This is a genomic window from Neisseria sp., assembly GCF_041804105.1.
Classification (GTDB): Bacteria; Pseudomonadota; Gammaproteobacteria; order Burkholderiales; family Neisseriaceae; genus Neisseria.
In genome coordinates this window covers 35,460-53,197 of record NZ_JBHCJY010000058.1, presented here as the reverse complement: position 1 = coordinate 53,197, position 17,738 = coordinate 35,460, and the positions used below count along the sequence as shown (strand labels likewise).

Here is a 17,738-nt window from a genome sequence, read left to right as displayed (position 1 = left end):
TGATGCAAACACGGCTTTTTTATTCGGATATTATTGACCAATATCAGCGGCCGAGTGCGTTCGGGCAAAAGCTGCTTTATCCGCTGTAATCTTTGTTTTGATGGTGGAACGGGCAGCGCGGGATGTCGAGTTTTTCCCAGCCTTCGTGTCCCATTTTTTCCAGCAGCGCGATATTTCGGCCGAAGATGGCTTCCGCATCGGGAAAGGTTTCAGCGGCTTTGGCGATGCTGTCTTCGCGGATAAGATGCAGCGTCGGATAGGGGGAGCGGTTGGTATAGTTGGCAATGTCTTCGGCACCGCTGCCGTCGAAACGGAAATCGGGATGGAACGGCGCAATCTGGATGATGCCTTCCAAGCCGTTGTCGGCAACGGCGGCATCGGCGATGTCGAGCATGTCGTTGAACAGCAGGAAGTCGCCGAACAGCGCAGGATGAACCAGCAGCGTGGTTTCCAGTTCGTCTGCGGGTGTTTCGGCCAACAGCAGCAGTTCGCGGTCGAGGTCTTCAAGAAAACCGTCAAGGTGCTTGGCTGCGCTCACGGCGATGCGGACGCGGTTTTTGACGTATGGTGCTTTGGCAAACGGGCAGAGATTAAGGCCGATAACGGCTTTTTCCAGCCAGATTTGCGTGTTGCGGACGACGGTTTCCGTGTCAGGCGTGTTCATGGTGCGTATTCCGTGCTTCGGATGGGGGCGGCCTGCGGGTTTATTCGCGGTAAAGGTGCGACAGGGGCAGGGCGGTGGTGTTTTTGATTTCCTTCAAAACGAAACTGGACTTGGCATCCTGCACGCCGGGGTGGGAGAGCAGCGTTTCGAGTACGAAATGGGAAAATGCGTTCATATCGGTGAAAAACGCGTGCAGCAGGTAATCGGTTTCGCCCGTGAGCGCGAAGCAGCTCAATACTTCCGGCCATTCCTGAACGGCTTCGGAAAATCCTTCGCGCGCTGCGGCGGCTTTGTCGATGGAAACGCGGATAAACGCCTGCAAACCGAGTTCGACGGCCACGGGAGAGAGCAGGGCGGCATAGCGGCGGATGATGCCTGCGTCTTCGAGCTGTTTCAGACGGCGCAGGCAGGGCGAGGGCGACAGGGCCACGCGTTCGGACAGTTCGACATTGGTCAGTCGGCCGTTTTCCTGCAATACCTGTAGGATTTTCAAATCGGTTTTGTCTAGGGTAATCTGCGGCACGGTTTCCTCCTGCTTTTCAGACGGCGTTATCGGTTGTATGGTTGCCGCGCATCCGTTTGCGGCAATATCGTGCTTCATTTTGCTGTATTTTAAAGAAACCGTTGCGAAGTTCCAATCAAAATTTAGGCCGTCTGAAAATATTTCAGACGGCCTTGAATCACCTGCCGCAGCTTTACAGCGTTCCGTAGGAATGCAGGCCGCTCAGGAACATGTTTACGCCGACAAAGGCGAACGCGGTAACAAACAGGCCGACAATCGCCCACCACGCCAGTATTCTGCCGCGCCAGCCGGCGACCAGGCGCAGGTGCAGCCATACGGCGTAGTTGAGCCAGACGATGAATGCCCAGGTTTCTTTCGGATCCCAGCTCCAGTAGCGCCCCCATGCGTCGGCCGCCCACAGTGCGCCGAGAATGGTGGCGAGGGTAAAGAACAGAAAGCCGACGGCGATGGCTTTGTACATGATTTCTTCGATGACCTGCGAAGGCGGCAGCCAAGACTTGCGGTTGTTTTTTTCGTTGCGGATGGCGAGCAGTTCGGCCACGCCGAGCATGGCGGCGATGCAGAACGCGCCGTAGCCGACGAAGTTGGCGGGAACGTGGATTTTCATCCACCAGGATTGCAGCGCGGGAATGAGCGGCTGGATGGTATGGGCTTCGCGGGAAAAGCTGTACCACAACACGAAACAGACGACGCCCGCCATGAAGGTAAAGACGAAGCCGCCGAGTTTCTGTACGGCGAAGCGGCCTTCGTAGTAAAGGTACATCAGGGCGGTGATGACGAGAAACAGGATGAAGACTTCGTACAGGTTGGAAACGGGGATGTGGCCCGCGTCGGGGCGCAGCAGGTAGCTTTCGTGCCAGCGCACCAAAAGGCCGGTAAAGCCGGCGAATGCGGATACCCATGCGAATGCGGTACCCATGCCGAGCAGGGTGTTGGTGTCGCGGTGTTGGCGTTTGGCGACGATGCCGCCGGCGGTATAGGCGGCCAATGCGAAAAAGACGAACGCACACTGCCACATGATGGCCGACTGGCTGCTGAGAAAATATTTCAGGAAAAAGGTTTCGGTACGGGCGATGTTGCCGCCGTAAAGCTGCATTGCGCCGTAGGCGGCCAGCAGAGCGCCGGGGACAAACCAGCGCATGGGTTTGAAAAACCAGCCGAGCAGTACGGCGGAAACCGCGCTTGACCACAGGATGACGGTTTCGTAAACGTCCATATGGTGCGCGGCCTGTATTTGGGCGAACAGGGCGGCGGCGGCGGTAAAGAGCGCGAACAGCCAGTCGGGCGCTGTGAGCGTGCGCAGGAAGGATTTTCGGGTAAGCAGTTCGTGTTCGGGAACGGCGGGGTTATGGGTTTGCGTCATGGTTTAAATCCTCTGCCAGACGGTTGAGGCGTTGTGTGTGTTCGGGAAATTCTTTTTGTAAGTCGCGTTCGTTGCGGCTCGACGACATGGAAAAACGGATACGGCCGTCTGAAAACAGCAGCCAGGCGCGTTTTTCGCGGATGTAAAACATAAATACGGTTCCCAAAACCAGCAGCACCGAGCCGAGATATACCAGCGAAGCGCCCGGGCTGCGCGTCATCTGGAGACCGGACGAGCGTACTTCCTTATAGCCGTCCAGCTGCAGCAGCATGGGGGCAGGGTATTCGGTCAGGCCGGTATAGGCATCCATGGCGTGCAGCAGGAAACGGTTGCGCTCTTCGTTTTGGGGCCATGCGGGCAGATTATAGCGGACTAGGGCTTCGTCGAGCACGCTGTTCATCGCGCCGTAGAGTATCTGGTAGAAAGACCGCTGCATTTTTTCCCGTTCGGCCTGAGGAATGTTTTTTTCCAAAAAGTCGTTCAGCGCGAGATAACCGCCTTGGGCGAAGATGCTCAGGGTGTTATCGGCGGCCAGCGTGAATTGGGCGCGAACGTCTGCGGGCGTGTTTGCGGTGGCTTTGTGGACGGCCTGTTTGCGGGCTTCGGCATCTTTCAGGAATTCGCGCAGGGCCATAAAGGTGTCGGTTTTGCCCTGCTTGTCCATCGGGATGCGCAGCCAGCGGTATTGCTGGTCCAGTCCCTGCCGCGTGCCGGTAACGTAAAACCAGCCGTCTTCCTGTTTAACCGGCAGCATATAGTTTTTATATTCCACGGCCTGCCCTGCGGCATTGCGGATGCGGTACACAACGGAAGGACCGATGTTGGTGAACTTTTTGTCCTGTTTGACGGCACGCGCATCGTTGACGGCCGTCTGAAAATCGGTGTTTTTCTTTTCAGACGGCGTACTCATGTCCTCCACGTTCATGGCGGTAAACTGGTCGAATTCGAGCCGGTATTTCTGTTTGCCCAAATCCAGCGGGAATTCGCGCATCGAGGTGGCGTTGAGTTTCACGGGAGTTCGGCTGCCGTCGGCCAGGTTCCACGCTTTGAAAATCAGGTCGGAACCGCCGTCGGCAAAGCTTGCCTGATAGATGGTGATGCCGTCAACGGTAAGCGGGTGGTTGACGCGGATGGTCTGCTCGGTTTTCCGGCCGGTTTTTTTGTCGGTTACCACCAGGTCGCTGGCGAAATCCTTGGGCATGCCCGTGTTGTAGAAATCGATGTGGAATTTTTTCAACTCGACGCTGAACGGCAAATCCTGCACCAACAGTCCTTTGTCGGCATTCAGAAACACCACGTCCGCGCTTTGGCCTTCGCTGATGTTCACATTGCCGCGAAACGAAATATTGCCCGAATCCAACACGCTTTCCGGTTTGAAGTCTTTGGCGAACACGGCTTGGTTGTCGGGTACGATGCGGCCCGACAGCATCCCGATTTTCAGCAGCAGGTTGCTGTCTATCAAACCGCCCGTACAGATAACAATCAATGCGGTATGGGCGAAGATGTAGCCCCATTTGTTCATCGCCCCTTTTTTTGCGGCAACCAACACCGAACCGTCTTCGCGCGTAACGGTTTTGCTGGAAAAACCCTGTACTTCCAGATAGCGCGCGGCCACTTCGGGCGTAATGGCGGCGGGCAGCTCCACCGTATGCCGCATCGCCGCCAGCGATTTTTTCGATGCGTTTACGCGGAACGATTTGATTTCGCGCAGGAACGGCGGCACGTTCCGAATCAGACACAGGCTGGTGGATACCACCAGAAACAGCATAATCAGCACGAACCAGGCCGAAGCGTAAACGTCGTACAGCCCTAAAAAACCGAAAATCTGCGACCAGAACGGCCCGAATTTCACCACATAATCCGTCTGCTGCTGCCCCTGCTGCAAAACCGTGCCGATAATCGAAGCGATGCCCAGCACGCTCAACAGTGACACGGCGAAACGCATGGAACTGAGAAATGCGAACCACGGCTGTTTGGTAAAAGAAAGGGATTTTTTGGATTGGGTCATAAACTGGCCGGAAGAATGTTTCGGTCGGTAGGGAAGGGGGCGGGTTTTCAAGTCTGTAACAGGCCGTCTGAAAAAATCACAGATGCGTTGCGGGATTGGTGTTCCGACGGGCTGAAAGTATCTGTTTTTCGGGAGGAAAAACGGATAACGGATTGGCTTGATCCGTGCCGCCGGGCGGATGTTTTCAGACGGCCTGTAAGGTTGCCCAAACCACGACGCTGCACCATCGGATCAGCCGTACCCCCAAACAATATTTGCCGCAACCGGCAGGGAACGCCATCAGCATCGAGGCCGTCTGAAAATATTTTTCAGACGGCCTGTCGGAATGCCGCAGCCGGCGGTTTAGCGCAGGCCTTGGATAAAGTTGGCGACTGCTTTGATTTCTTCGTCGTTCATGCGGTTGGCAATGTCGGACATCATGGCGTTTTTGCGCTGGCCGCCTTTATACAGCCCCATCTGGCTCACGATATACGATGCATGTTGGCCGCCGATGCGCGGATAAGCGAGAATGCCCGTTCCGCCGCCCGGCATACCGGCACCCGCAGGGCCGTGGCACGACATGCAGGCGGGGATTTTTTTCTCGGCTATGCCGCCGCGGAAGATTTTCGCACCCAATTCAGGGTTTGTTTTGGGATCGGCTTCACCGGGTTTGGCCTGCTGTTTGGCGTAGTATGCGGATACATTGGCGATGTCCTGTTCCGACAGACCCGCTACCAGCGGCGCCATGGTTGCGGAGGCTCCGGTTGTGCGTTTGCCTTCTTTGATGTCTTTGGTTTGCCGGAAGATGTAGGCCGAGTGTTGAGCCGCCACTTTCGGATATGAGGCAATGCTGCTGTTGCCGTCTGCCGCATGGCAGGCCGCACAGATTTTCGTGGCGATTTCTTTTCCTTTCGCCACATCGCCTTTCAACGGCGCGGCGAATGCCGCTGTACCGGCCGCCGCGGCCAGAGCCAATAAAGTCAATCGTTTCATGGAGTGCTCCTGTTCGGCATTGCGCACAGTCAGGCAATGCTTTTTTATACTCAAATGCCGGCTTCGATGTCGTCCGGCCAAACCGATACTGCTATAAACGTGGTATTCTATACCAAATTTACATGAAATTACTACCCTATGAACCTCTTTCAAAATGCAAAGTTTTTCACCACCGTCAACCACTTGAAAGATTTGCCCGACACGCCTGCCGAAATCGCTTTCGTCGGCCGCAGCAACGCGGGCAAGTCCAGTGCCATCAATACGCTGACGAACCATACGCGCTTGGCCTATGTGTCGAAAACGCCCGGCCGCACCCAGCACATCAATTTTTTCGAACTGTCTGACGGTAATTTCATGGTCGATTTACCCGGCTACGGTTACGCACAGGTTCCCGAAGCCGTGCGTGCGCATTGGGTAAATTTATTGGGCGACTATTTGCAGAAACGCAGCCAGCTTATCGGCCTTATCCTGATTATGGACGCCCGCCATCCTTTGAAGGAGCTGGATTTGCGGATGTTGGACTTCTTCCACGCCACAGGCCGCCCTGTCCACATTCTACTATCTAAAGCCGACAAACTCTCCAAAAACGAGCAAATCAAAACCTTGAGCGCAGTCAAAAAGTCGTTGAAAAGTTATGCCGAACGCCAAGCCGTCAGCGTTCAGCTTTTTTCCAGTCTGAAAAAGCAGGGCATGGATGAAGTGAATGCGGTGGTGGGAGAATGGTTTGCGGTACGGAACAGCGGGGAAACAAATGTAGAAGGCTGATGCCTTTGTCTTCAGGTGTTTCGTTCAGGTAAATACACAGGCCGTCTGAAAAACATTTGCAGACGGCCTGTGGTTTGGAACGGTTGCCGCCGATTTTGAAACGGCATGTTTTTTATACGGATGCCAGCTGCCGCCGCATTTCGGCGATAACGGCTTTGTAGTCGGGCTGTCCGAAAACGGCGGAACCGGCGACAAACGTATCCGCACCGGCTGCGGCTGCGGCCGCGATATTGTCGGGTTTGATGCCGCCGTCCACTTCCAAAGAAATAAATTTTCCGGTTGCAGCTTGATGGGCATCGAGCATGGTGCGGACGCGGCGCAGTTTTTCCAACGTGTGCGGGATAAAGCTCTGCCCGCCGAATCCGGGATTGACCGACATCAGCAGCACCATATCCAAACGGTCCAACACGTTTTCAAGTATGTGGACGGGGGTGGCGGGATTAAGTACCAGCCCGGCTTGGCAGCCTGAATCGCGAATCAGGGCCAGGCTGCGGTCGATATGGCGGCTGGCTTCGGGGTGGAAAGTGATGATATCCGCCCCTGCTTTGGCGAAAGATTGGATTAAATCGTCCACCGGTTCGACCATCAGATGTACGTCTATCGGAACGGTGGCATAGGGCTTCAGGGCGGCGCAGACCATCGGGCCGAAAGTGAGATTGGGCACATAATGATTGTCCATCACGTCGAAATGAATCAAATCCGCGCCTGCTTCGATAACGTTGGTGACTTCTTCTCCCAGGCGGGCGAAGTCTGCCGATAAAATGCTGGGGGCGATGCGGTAATGTTCCATTGTTGTTTCCTTGTTGTATACGGCATACGTTATTATGGCCGTCTGAAAAAATTCCATTTGGGAATTATCATGATTTTGTTAAATAATATTTTCTTTTATAACAAAGAGTTGATAATTGTGGTGTGGGATTTTGGTTAACACAAGTTAACTCTGATTATACTGCCGTTCACACGCATATCGGTTATATTTCCGATATACCACGAATCGGGAAAATAAAAGTGTTAGCTGTTTTCAAACCACGTCTGCTTGCTTTTACAGTTTTGGCCGCGTCAACCTGTTTTCTGAATACTGCGCAAGCCGCATCCGTGTCGATGCAGCTTGACGATTTCCACTCCCATTGCGACATCCGCCAGCTCGGTTTAAGTAATGCCCAGCTCAATAATCTGCGTGCCATCCGTTCCGATTATAAAAGGGCCGCCGATAAGGCCTATCGGAAAGGCAGCGCAACCAACCGCAACCGCCGTCAGAATATCATCAAAATCCTGTCGCAGGACAGCTTTGATTCCAATGCCGCGCGCGATTATGTCGAGTCCCGTTATCTTTCCAGCATGGATTTCGCGGTGGACGAGCTGCAAATCCAACACCGCCTTTATAAGATGCTGTCTTATAAACAGCGGCAGCAATGGCTGTCCAACTGCTTGAAGTAATTCGGAATGTAAGATGGAAAAGCACTTGTTCGGAACAAGTGCTTTTTTTAGGAATGGATTATCTGTCTTTACATTGAAACTCACAACATTCAAACGTTTAAGGCCGTCTGAAAGTTTTTCAGACGGCCTGCTGTTTATTTTTTGTTTTTATGCGGCCGGTAAGATATTCCGACGGTTACAGCCCTAATTCGCGCAGGAAACGCACATCGTCGGCCCAGCCCGATTTTACTTTCACCCACACTTTCAGAAACACTTTGGTGTCAAACAGCTTTTCCATATCCAGCCGCGCTTCGGTGGAGATTTTTTTCAGTTTTTCCCCGCCTTTGCCGATGACAATCGGCTTTTGGTTTTCTTTATCGACCAACACCGCGATGTAAATATGGTTGATACCGTTTTCTTCTTTGAACTGTTCCACTTCCACATTCATCGCATACGGCAGCTCTTCGCCCAGATAGCGGAACAGTTTTTCGCGCACGATTTCCATCGCCAGAAAACGGCCGGATTTGTCCGTAACCATGTCTTCGGGATAAAGCGGAATGCCTTCGGGCAGGAAGGGTTTCAGCGTTGCCAGCAGATTGGCGATGCGCAGGCCGTGTTTCGCGCTCACGACTTCGTGTGCGGCAAACTCGAATTCTGTCTTGATTTCATCGATAAACGCTTCCAGCGCGGCTTTGTCTTTGGCCTTGTCTTTGTCGATTTTATTGACCACCAGCACCACCGGCGTGTGTTTGGGCAGCTGCTTCATCACGGTGCGGTCGGCTTCGGTAAAACGCATGGCCTCCACCACGAAGACCACCACGTCCACACCGCTCATGGCTTCGGTGACGTTCAGGTTCAGGCGGTCGTTGAGTGCGTTGCGGTGGTCGGTTTGGAAGCCGGGTGTATCGACGAACACGAATTGCGCGGTGTCGTCGGTGTAGATGCCCGTAACCTTGTGGCGCGTGGTTTGCGCTTTCTTGCTGGTGATGCTGATTTTCTGGCCGATTAAGTGGTTCATCAGTGTGGATTTGCCGACGTTCGGACGGCCGACGATGGCGGTAAAGCCGCAGCGGTAGCCTTCGGCGGTTTGGTTTTGGGAAAGGAAGGTTTCGATGTCCATCGGTGGGCTTTCTGACAAGGGGGGTAATTTTAGTTCGGCGGTACGGTTTTATACCGGCAGGCCGTCTGAATGAAAAACGGTTGTTCAGACGGCCTTTGCAGTGTTTCAGGCCGTCTGAAAAATAATTTGAACGGCTCAGAATATGTTTTCAGACGGCTGTGGTATTTCTTTGTGATGACAAATCATATCGTTATACGCCGCAACTGCCCGTTATTTTTCCGCGATAAACGCGTTTGCCGTTGCGTACATAATCAAAGCTGCCTGTAAAATCGTAAATGCCGTCGTTGTCTTTGACAACCGTGGTGCGGCGCAATACAACTTGCTCCGCCCCGCGTCTGTAGCTCACCTGCTTCAATCTGCGGTCGCCTTTCAATATGTTGCTCTGCGTAACGATTGCTGGTACTTCTTCCAAAACGGTTACGTCAGACGGGTAGCCGGGGATGCTGAATATTTTGCCGTTGAAGTGCAGGGAACCTGTCAAATCGGACACCATAATCTGCCGTCCCGTATCATCGTGAAAATGGCAGCCGTAGCCGCTTAAGACAACGGGCGTAAAGGTTTCTTCAGGAAATGGAGAGGCTGAGGCAGCGGCAGACAGCAGCAAAAGCAGAAGCGGTTTTTTCATCGTTTTCCAAACTTTCAAAATGCGGAACCGAAGTTTTTCAGACGGCCTGTTTGACCGAAGGCCGTCTGAAAACATCCGCATCAATCTCGGACGTAAATCACTTCCACATCATAATCGTCTTCGTTCCAATCGTCGTCGTCCGCATCGAGCTTGGCCTGCCATGTTTCTTCGTTGCTGAGCGATGAGTCCAAGCCTGCTTCCAGCCGCAATACGGACAACAAGTGATACATATCCTGAGGAATCGGTGCTTCGAACGAGACGGTTTCGCCGCTTTGCGGATGGACGAAACTGAGCCGGTAGGCATGCAGCGCCTGCCGTGCCAGGCCTTTGACGGTTTCTTTCACGGTGTCGGAACAGGGATGGCGCGGGTTGCCGTAAACAGGGTCGCCCGCGAGCGGATGATTGGCTTCGCGCATGTGGACGCGGATTTGGTGGGTGCGGCCGGTTTCGAGCGAACATTCGATGTAGCTGTGTGCTTTGTAGCGTTCGAGCACTTTGACGTGGGTAACGGCGGGTTTGCCGCCGAATTTCACCACCGCCATTTTCAGGCGGTTGTGCGGGTCGCGGCCGATTAGGGTATCGATTTTGCCGTCGAACGGCACGATGCCGTCCGAAACGGCGCGGTAGATGCGTTTGACCGTGCGTTCCTGAAGCTGCTGTACCAGAGAATTTTGTGCGGGCAGGGTTTTGGCTACCACCATCAGGCCGCTGGTGTCCTTGTCGAGACGGTGCACGATGCCGGCACGCGGAATCTGGCTCAGGGCAGGGCAATGGGCGAGCAGGCCGTTCAGCAGCGTTCCCGTCCAGTTGCCTGCGGCGGGGTGGACGACCAAACCGGCGGGTTTGTTTAATACGATAACCGTGTCGTCTTCATAAACTATATCCAAGGGCATAGTTTCGGGGGTAAAGGCTTGATTTTCTTCGCTTGGTTTGACTTCGACTGTGATAAACTCCCCCCCGATCATTTTGTCCTTCGGCTGGGCCCCTTTGCCGTTGACCGTAACCGAACCTTCTTTGATCCAGCCGGTAATGCGGCTGCGGGAATAATCGGGCATCAGTTTGGCCAGAGCGGCATCCAAACGTATGCCCGCCAATGCAACCGGTACGGCCAACTTAACGCAACTTTCGCTTTCGGGGGCTGCCGAAAATTCGGAATCATCGCTATAATCGGCTTCATTATCAAAGGAAGTATTCTGCATGAAAAAAATTCTTTTAGTAGTTTCAATAGGTTTGGCATTGAGCGGTTGCGCAGGTACCAAAGGTACGGTCGATAAAGACGCTCAAATCACGCAAGATTGGACGGTTGAAAAACTCTATGCCGAGGCGCACGACGAGCTGAACAGCCACAATTATACCCGTGCCGTGAAATTATACGAAATTCTGGAATCCCGCTTCCCCAACGGCCGTTATGCTCAGCAGTCGCAACTCGATACGGCCTATGCTTACTATAAAGACGACGAACCCGAAAAAGCGCTTGCCGCCGTCGACCGTTTCCTGCGCCAACATCCGCAGCACCCGAATATGGACTATGCCCTTTACCTGCGCGGTCTGATTCTCTTCAACGAAGACCAGTCTTTCCTGAACAAGCTCGCATCGCAGGACTGGTCCGACCGCGATCCGAAAGCCAACCGCGAAGCCTATCAGGCGTTTGCACAGGTGGTGCAGCAGTTCCCCGACAGCAGATACGCGGCGGATGCCACCGAGCGCATGGCCAAACTGGTTGACGCTTTGGGCGGCAACGAAATCGCCGTCGCCCGCTATTACATGAAGCGCGGTGCTTATTTGGCCGCAGCCAAGCGCGCGCAGAAAATCGTATCCCAGTATCAGAACACCCGTTTCGTGGAAGAGTCTTTGGCAATGATGGAGCTGGCTTACCGCAAGCTCGACAAACCCCAGCTAGCCGACGATACCCGCCGCATCCTCGCGCAAAACTTCCCGCAAAGCCCGTATCTTCAAAAACAATGGCAGCCTGCCGATATGCCTTGGTGGCGTTATTGGAAATAAGGTTTGCCGTTTTGAGACAGATAAGGCCGTCTGAAATATTTTTCAGACGGCCTTTGTTGTTTCTGTAAGGGCTGATTGAGGAAATAGCTTTTGAAGAGCTGTAAAATTTATTTAGAAGTCGTTATGCGGAATCCGCGTACTTCGTGCAGATGGGTGATGGGTGTTCGCGGTAAAAACGGCGAAGGCTGAAACACAGATTGAGATGGCAGCAGAACGTTTCAGGATGGAATCATCACAGATAAAGGCCGTCTGAAAACTTTTCAGACGGCCTTTGCTACCTTGTTACCAATAGCCCAGCATTTTCCACCACATGATGCCGACGGTGGCGAAAATGGCGATTTCCATCAGGCTCATGACGAAACCGGCTTTCCACCATTCGCCCATGGTCACGTAGTTCGAACCGTAAATCGGCGGAGCGGAACCGGAGGCGTAGTGGGTGAGCGACATCATGATGCCGGTGGAGGCGGCCAATGCCAGCGCGTAGAGCATGGGCGGTGCGTTGAGTGCGAGACCTGCGCCGTAAAAGGCGGCAAACATGGCGGTAACGTGGGCGGTGCCGCTGGCGAACATATAGTGGGAATACAGGTAAACCAGCGTCAGCAGAACGCAGCCCCACACCCAGTTTAAGCCGAGTCCGGCAATCTGCGTCTGCATGGATGCGGACAGCCAACCGATTAATCCGAGTTTGTTGAGGAAATTGGCCATCATGACCAGCGCGGCGAACCAGACGATGGTGTCCCATGCACTTTTTTCGCGGATGACTTCATCCCAAGTGAGTACGCCGGTCAGCAGCAGCAGGCTCAGGCCGATTAGGGTGGTGGTGGTGGCATCGACGGCGGCGGCCTTGCCGAAAATCATGGCGGGGATGCCGGCCCAAAGGAAAAGCAGCAGGCCGAACACGGCGAGCATGATTTTTTCATCACGGCTCATCGCGCCCATTTCTTTGAGTTTTTGGCGGGCAAGTGCGGGCGCTTCGGGGGTTTTTTTCAATTCGGGCGGGTACATGAAATAAAGCACCAGCGGCATCAGCGCCATCGCGAGCAGGCCGGGTACGGCCATGGCGGCAAACCATGTGCCCCACGACAGGGTAACGGCGTTGCCGGTGGTTTTGGCCACCAGTTCGGCAACGAGAGGGTTGGGGGCAGTGGCGGTAACGAACAGGATGCAGGTGATGATGTTGGCGTGGAAGTTGACCAGCGACAGGTATTTGCCGATGCGTTTTTCCGTGCCTTTCTCGGGGTCGGAATCGAAACTTTGGGCGATGGAGCGCATAATCGGGTGCACGATTGCGCCGCCGCGCGCGGTGTTCGACGGGGTAACCGGGCCGATAAGGATGTCGGACAGCGCAAGGCTGTAGGCAACGCCGATCGGACTTCTGCCCCAAACGGCAACAAACATGTAGCCGATGCGCATCCCGAGACCGGTTTTCAGCAGGCCGCGCGAAATCATGATGGCGATACCGATCATCCAGATGAGCGAGTTGTTGAGGCTGCTTAAAGCGTCTTTGACGGCATCGGCGGGTTTTTCGTTGGTCACGCCCGTGATGGCGACCAGTGTAATGGCAATCATGGCCATGGCGCCGATGGGCATGGCTTTGCCGATGATGCCGGCAATGATGCCCACAAACAGGGCGAGCAGATGCCACGCTTCGGGCGAAACGCCTTCGGGGACGGGGATGACGAACCAAATAAGCAGCGTGAGTGCGAGCGCAATGGCTGCGGGAATCGGCTTGAAGCCCATTTTATTTGCCTCCAATGGAATAGAACTGAAAAATCGGATTTCGGATTTTCAGACGGCCTTTACGTATGAGGCCGTCTGAAAACGGGTTGCACGGTTTTGAGCAAGGCGGTATGTGTTTTAGGTTGTGTTTGAATGGCGTGTTGCACCCATACCGCGGCTGCTGCGAAAAAGGGCATCCGTTTTGACGAAAAAACTTTTTTATTCATGCGTTTGCGGATATCAGACACAGACTCCCGCCGCAAGGGAATAACGGAAACCGAACGGTAAACGCAAGCCGCACATCGTTCAGATACAGCTGCGATACGTCACGAAACCGTACCGGCAGAGAGACGGAGATTACCCGTATCAACCGGCAATGCGGCGCAAGCGTATTCCAGACGGCCTTAATCCGGTAAACAGAAACACAGGCCGTCTGAAATGCCGTTTTAAGCGTTGGTGCCGCTTTCAGACGGCCTGTCCGCGCCCAGCCCGTATTCTTCCGGAAACGTTCTGAGCGAGCTTTGCAAAACGGTAACCGCACCGTCTATCAATCCGCACCGGCCGCTGCGGGGCAGCAGGGTACACAGGCTTTGCAGGGCGTTGAGGTCGTCCTGCGTGCCGATACCGTTGTCGACGCGGTTGAGCAGGCGCGAAAGCTGGAACGTGCCGCCTTTGCAGGGCGGGCATTGGCCGCAGGAATTGGTGGCGAAAAACTCCACATATTCGGCCACTTTGCGCACCACGCTTGTTCCTTCGGAAATCACAATCATCGCACCCGTGCCGAGACTGGATTTGCGTTCGCGCACGGAAACGAAATCGAGCGGCACGTCCAAATCTTTGGCGGTCAGGAGCGTGTTGGACGGGCCGCCGGTAAAGACGGCTTTGAACCTGCGGCCTTCGAGCATGCCGCCGCCGTGGTCGAAAATCAGCGATTTGAGCGTGGTGCCCATCGGCAGTTCGTACAGGCCGGGATTCAGAACGTCGCCCGAGAGCGAATAGAGTTTGGTGCCGGGGGCGTCGCCCAAGCCCAGCGAGCGGTACCATTCGGTGCCGTTGGCGAGAATCTGCGGGATGTTGGCGAAGGTTTCGGTGTTGTTGATCAGGGTCGGTTCGCCGTTGACGCCGCTTTCGGCAGGATAGGGCGGTTTGCGGCGCGGGAAGGGGAAACCGCCGTCGAGCCACGAAATCACGGCGGTTTCTTCGCCGCCGATGTAACGGCCGGAAGATTCGACGAGTTGCAGGTTGAGCGGTTTGCCTAAATACGCCTCGATTTGTGCGTAGAGCGCGCTGGCGCGCCATTGTTCGATGGCAGGGGCGACGCTGGCGAGCGAGTCGTGCTGGTGCGGGTTGACATAAAGTACGGCTTGGTCGGCACGGCAGGCGACGGCGGCGATGAGTACGCCTTCGATGACTTGGTGCGGCGTTTTGGCGAGCAGGAAGCGGTCTTTGAATGTGCCCGGTTCGTCTTCGTTGGCGTTGCACACGACGTATTTGCTGCCGTTTTTGCTTTGCGCGGCAACGGCGGCTTCCCATTTGCGCCAGGTGGGGAAGCCTGCGCCGCCCATGCCGCACAGTCCGGCGTCTTGGAGCTTGGCGACAATGTTGTCCGGCTCGGCCAGCGCGGCTTCCAAGCCCTTGCCGCCGCCTGCGGCAAACCATGCGTCGAGATTGGCACCGACCAGGCGGAACGGGTGCAAGAGGTTTTGGTTGGCCTTATTCATGGACGTTCTCCTGTAAACCGGCATGGCTGCGCAGGTCGAAACTGCCGTAATCGGGATAGAGCACGGGGGCTTTGGTTACGGGAACAATGCCTGCGCGGGTCATTTCCCGTTGGAAGTTGTGGACGTGGTCGACGCCGCCGCGCACTTTTTTCAGCGGCAGGCCGGATTGTGCGGCGGCGGTACCGGCACGGCGGCCGAAACTGATGATGTCGAGCAGCGCGTTGCCCATCAGCCGGTTGCGGCCGTGGATGCCGCCGGTTACTTCGCCTGCGGCAAACAGGCCTTCCACGGCGGTTTGGCCGTCGTTGTCGATTTCGATGCCGCCGTTTTGGTAGTGCAGCGTCGGATGGATGAGCATGGGTTCGACGGCGGGGTCGATGCCGCATTTGTGGGCGACGTGGCCGAGCGTAACCAGCCGCTTCATCACGTCGGGGTCTTTGGCAATCAGGCGCGGGGTGTCGAGAAACACGCCCGCCTGTCCGTCGCGCACCACGCCGCGGCCTTCGGCCACTTCGCGCAGAATCGCGGCGGCCACTACGTCGCGCGGTTGCAGTTCGTCGACGAAGCGTTCGCCCAAGCCGTTGACCAGTTGCGTGCCGGCCGAGCGTACGGCTTCGGAAATCAGTGCGCCCGCGAGATGGGGCGGATGCGCCACGCCTGTGGGGTGGTATTGGAAGGAATCGACGTCGCGCAGTTTCACGCCCATGCGGTAGGCCATAACCAAACCGTCGGCGGTGGCACCGTAGTGGTTGGAGGTGGCGAAGCCCTGCAGATGCAGACGGCCGCTGCCGCCTGTGGCCAAGACCACGGCTTTGGCGTGTACCAGCACCAAACTGCGGTGTTCCAAATCGTAAAGAATCGCGCCCACGCAGCGGCCGTGTTCGTCGGAGAGCAGTTCTACGGCGGGATGGCGGTTGAGTTGGGTGATGTTTTCATCCAGTTCCACCGCTTCGCGCAGTACGCGCATCAGTTCGAGGCCGGTAAAGTCGCGGTAGCTCAGGATGCGCGGTACGGTTGTGCCGCCTGCGCGTTTGCGCTGCAGACAGCCGTTGCTGTCGGAACCTGCGGCCAAGTCGAAACTCATGCCCAAGCCGATCAGCCAGCGGATGCAGGCAGGGCCGTCTGAAACCATTTGCGCCACCAGTTCTTTTTTCGCGGCGTTGTGGCCGCCTTTGATGGTGTCGTCGAAATGCTGCTGCAAACTGTCTTCCGCACCAACGGCCGCCTGAATGCCGCCTTCGGCCATGACGGTGTTGCTGTCGCCGATGCGCAGTTTGTTGGCCATGATGACGCGTGCGCCTGCTTCGGTGGCGGACAAGGCCGCCGCTGCGCCCGCACCGCCGCCGCCGATGACCAATACGTCGCAGCTCAAGTGTTGTGCGCCCGACAGGTCGTAATCGTCGATTAAGGGTTGGGCGGTCAGTAGCCGGGCCAGTTGGGGATGGCAGTCGTCGCCCGCATTGGCACCGACGGGCAGCGTTACCCGTGCATCGGGCTGGTAGTCGGGATGGAAACGGCGCAGCAGCTCTTCTTTGGGCGGTAGATCTTCACGCATGGACAATGCCGATTGGCGCAGGTTTGCCAATGCGGTGTCGTATGCTATGCCTTGTACGGGGTGTGCCATGTCAAGCCTCCGATCCGTTCAGGTTGACGGTCATTCTGCCGCTGTCGATTTCCTGCAGGCGGCGCATCAGATCGACGGGACGCAGCGTGCGCGCAGCTTTCATACGGCGTGCATACAGGCCGAGATGGTTGGGACGGATGTTTTCCGGACAGGCGAGCGTACAGAGGTTGCACATCACGCACTGGTCGAAAGTGGCTGCGGCGGAACTGAAGTCGCCCGCAACAACCTGTGCCACGCCGTTTTCCACTTCCAATTCTTTGGGGCAGGCACGGTTGCAGCCGCCGCAATGACGGCAATGTGCCGCTTCGGGAAAGGCGCGTTCGGTGTCTTCCAGCCAGTTCCAGCCGTCGCCGATTTCGTTCAAGTCATAGTAGTGGACGTGTTCGGGGATGAAGTAGTCAATGAAGCCGACCTGCATGCCTTGTGCGACTTTGGTTTCGCAGGCCAATGCGGTGCGGACTTCGCTGCTGCCTTCTTCCCGAATCATGCAGCGGCACGAACCGCATACGCCCTGGCCCATGCAGCCGACGTTGGCGGTTAACGCGCCGCCCGCATGCGCATAGGCTTGGATGATGGAGGAATCGGCCGACGCTTCGACTTTTTGGCCGTCGATGGTGAGGGTAACGGATGTTTCACTCATGGTTGTGTTCCTGTGAAATATTGTGTCGGTTTGGTATGGCGGTGCAACGGCTTTTGTATTTTTATTACAGGACGGATAAAAAGCCAAACGTATGATTGAAGACCTTATATGCCCTGTGCCGTTTGCAGTTGTGGCATTAGTCTAGCAGAAAAAATATCCTTGCCGATGTGAAGGCCGTCTGAAAAGGTAGGGCGGTTTCGAGCCGGTGTGTTTTAGGATGGGATTTATATAAGTAAATGTTTTTTAACGGTTAAGTTTGGGTTTTGGTATGGGGCGGTGTTGTCGGCGGCAGAGAAGGTTGTGCACCGGATGTTCAATTTTCCCCTAAGTAAATATCGGTATTTAAAAAGAAAATTTTACTGTTTTGGTGCCAATGGGAATGAATGTTGTTAAATTTCAGACGGCATACTATTTGCAGCTTGGTTGATGTGTATCAAACTACGGAATCGGGCGGAAAATTTTCAGACGGCCTGTAATGAAGATTCTGCCGTTTCCGAAAAAAAGCCACTATCAAAAACGCAGCGGCTTGATAGGTTATTAGTCCGTGAACAGCATACGCCGATTCGGGTAAGAT

General features: G+C 55.3%; 16 protein-coding genes. 3 read left to right on the top strand and 13 right to left on the bottom strand.

Annotated elements, in window-relative coordinates; genetic code table 11:
- Nucleotides 1-76: 76 nt before the first annotated feature.
- The 5 genes from ACEYDX_RS05645 to ACEYDX_RS05625 all read right to left on the bottom strand — a co-directional run bounded on the left by ACEYDX_RS05645 (nt 77) and on the right by ACEYDX_RS05625 (nt 5,530).
- Nucleotides 77-664: a DUF1415 domain-containing protein gene (locus ACEYDX_RS05645; RefSeq protein ID WP_373741051.1), complete on the bottom strand. Its 588-nt coding sequence runs from the start codon at nt 662-664 to the stop codon at nt 77-79.
- A 40-nt stretch (nt 665-704) separates the two neighbouring features.
- A complete protein-coding gene (locus ACEYDX_RS05640) occupies nt 705-1,187 on the bottom strand; it encodes an Lrp/AsnC family transcriptional regulator (protein ID WP_373741075.1) in 483 nt (160 codons plus the stop codon).
- A gap of 172 nt (nt 1,188-1,359) precedes the next feature.
- A complete protein-coding gene (gene ccsB, locus ACEYDX_RS05635) occupies nt 1,360-2,550 on the bottom strand; it encodes a c-type cytochrome biogenesis protein CcsB (RefSeq protein WP_373741050.1) in 1,191 nt (396 codons plus the stop codon).
- Nucleotides 2,534-4,495 (bottom strand): cytochrome c biogenesis protein ResB, encoded by a 1,962-nt coding sequence (locus tag ACEYDX_RS05630; RefSeq protein ID WP_373741074.1) that lies wholly within the window; start codon nt 4,493-4,495, stop codon nt 2,534-2,536. Before ACEYDX_RS05630 ends, ccsB begins: the two co-directional genes overlap by 17 nt.
- A 405-nt stretch (nt 4,496-4,900) precedes the next feature.
- A complete protein-coding gene (locus ACEYDX_RS05625) occupies nt 4,901-5,530 on the bottom strand; it encodes a cytochrome c (protein ID WP_373741049.1) in 630 nt (209 codons plus the stop codon).
- Between the two features lie 138 nt (nt 5,531-5,668).
- On the opposite strand from ACEYDX_RS05625, the gene yihA reads away from it, so the two are divergent.
- A complete protein-coding gene (gene yihA / locus ACEYDX_RS05620) occupies nt 5,669-6,295 on the top strand; it encodes a ribosome biogenesis GTP-binding protein YihA/YsxC (RefSeq protein WP_373741048.1) in 627 nt (208 codons plus the stop codon).
- Nucleotides 6,296-6,407: 112 nt separating this feature from the next.
- On the opposite strand, the gene rpe is transcribed toward yihA, so the two are convergent.
- A complete protein-coding gene (gene rpe / locus ACEYDX_RS05615; RefSeq protein WP_373741047.1) occupies nt 6,408-7,085 on the bottom strand; it encodes a ribulose-phosphate 3-epimerase in 678 nt (225 codons plus the stop codon).
- 218 nt (nt 7,086-7,303) lie between these two features.
- Between rpe and ACEYDX_RS05610 the strand changes: the two genes are divergently transcribed.
- Entirely contained in the window at nt 7,304-7,732 is a 429-nt protein-coding gene (locus tag ACEYDX_RS05610; protein ID WP_373741046.1) for a Spy/CpxP family protein refolding chaperone, read from the top strand.
- A gap of 175 nt (nt 7,733-7,907) precedes the next feature.
- Here the strand turns inward: ACEYDX_RS05610 and era are convergent, their stop codons facing one another.
- From era to rluD, 3 genes are all read right to left on the bottom strand, one after another.
- Complete coding sequence (gene era, locus ACEYDX_RS05605) at nt 7,908-8,831, bottom strand: GTPase Era (RefSeq protein ID WP_373741045.1); 924 nt, start codon at nt 8,829-8,831, stop codon at nt 7,908-7,910.
- Between the two features lie 190 nt (nt 8,832-9,021).
- Nucleotides 9,022-9,456: a hypothetical protein gene (locus ACEYDX_RS05600; protein WP_373741044.1), complete on the bottom strand. Its 435-nt coding sequence runs from the start codon at nt 9,454-9,456 to the stop codon at nt 9,022-9,024.
- An 80-nt stretch (nt 9,457-9,536) separates the two neighbouring features.
- On the bottom strand, nt 9,537-10,655 hold the full coding sequence (rluD, locus tag ACEYDX_RS05595; RefSeq protein WP_373741043.1) for a 23S rRNA pseudouridine(1911/1915/1917) synthase RluD: 1,119 nt from the start codon (nt 10,653-10,655) through the stop codon (nt 9,537-9,539).
- On the opposite strand from rluD, the gene ACEYDX_RS05590 reads away from it, so the two are divergent.
- Nucleotides 10,654-11,460, top strand: coding sequence for an outer membrane protein assembly factor BamD (locus ACEYDX_RS05590; protein WP_373741042.1), 807 nt, complete (start codon nt 10,654-10,656; stop codon nt 11,458-11,460). The two genes, rluD and ACEYDX_RS05590, sit on opposite strands and share 2 nt — an antisense overlap.
- Nucleotides 11,461-11,742: 282 nt before the next feature.
- Here the strand turns inward: ACEYDX_RS05590 and ACEYDX_RS05585 are convergent, their stop codons facing one another.
- The 4 genes from ACEYDX_RS05585 to ACEYDX_RS05570 form a co-directional block, all read right to left on the bottom strand.
- Nucleotides 11,743-13,200: a DASS family sodium-coupled anion symporter gene (locus tag ACEYDX_RS05585; protein WP_373741041.1), complete on the bottom strand. Its 1,458-nt coding sequence runs from the start codon at nt 13,198-13,200 to the stop codon at nt 11,743-11,745.
- Between the two features lie 425 nt (nt 13,201-13,625).
- A complete protein-coding gene (locus ACEYDX_RS05580; RefSeq protein WP_373741040.1) occupies nt 13,626-14,900 on the bottom strand; it encodes an NADH-quinone oxidoreductase subunit F in 1,275 nt (424 codons plus the stop codon).
- Nucleotides 14,893-16,524: an FAD-binding protein gene (locus ACEYDX_RS05575; protein WP_373741039.1), complete on the bottom strand. Its 1,632-nt coding sequence runs from the start codon at nt 16,522-16,524 to the stop codon at nt 14,893-14,895. The genes ACEYDX_RS05580 and ACEYDX_RS05575 overlap by 8 nt, the downstream gene beginning before the upstream one ends.
- A gap of 1 nt (nt 16,525) precedes the next feature.
- Nucleotides 16,526-17,164 carry a 4Fe-4S dicluster domain-containing protein gene (locus ACEYDX_RS05570; protein WP_373741038.1) on the bottom strand — a complete coding sequence of 213 codons (639 nt, stop codon included), beginning with the start codon at nt 17,162-17,164 and terminating at the stop codon, nt 16,526-16,528.
- Nucleotides 17,165-17,738: the final 574 nt, after the last annotated feature.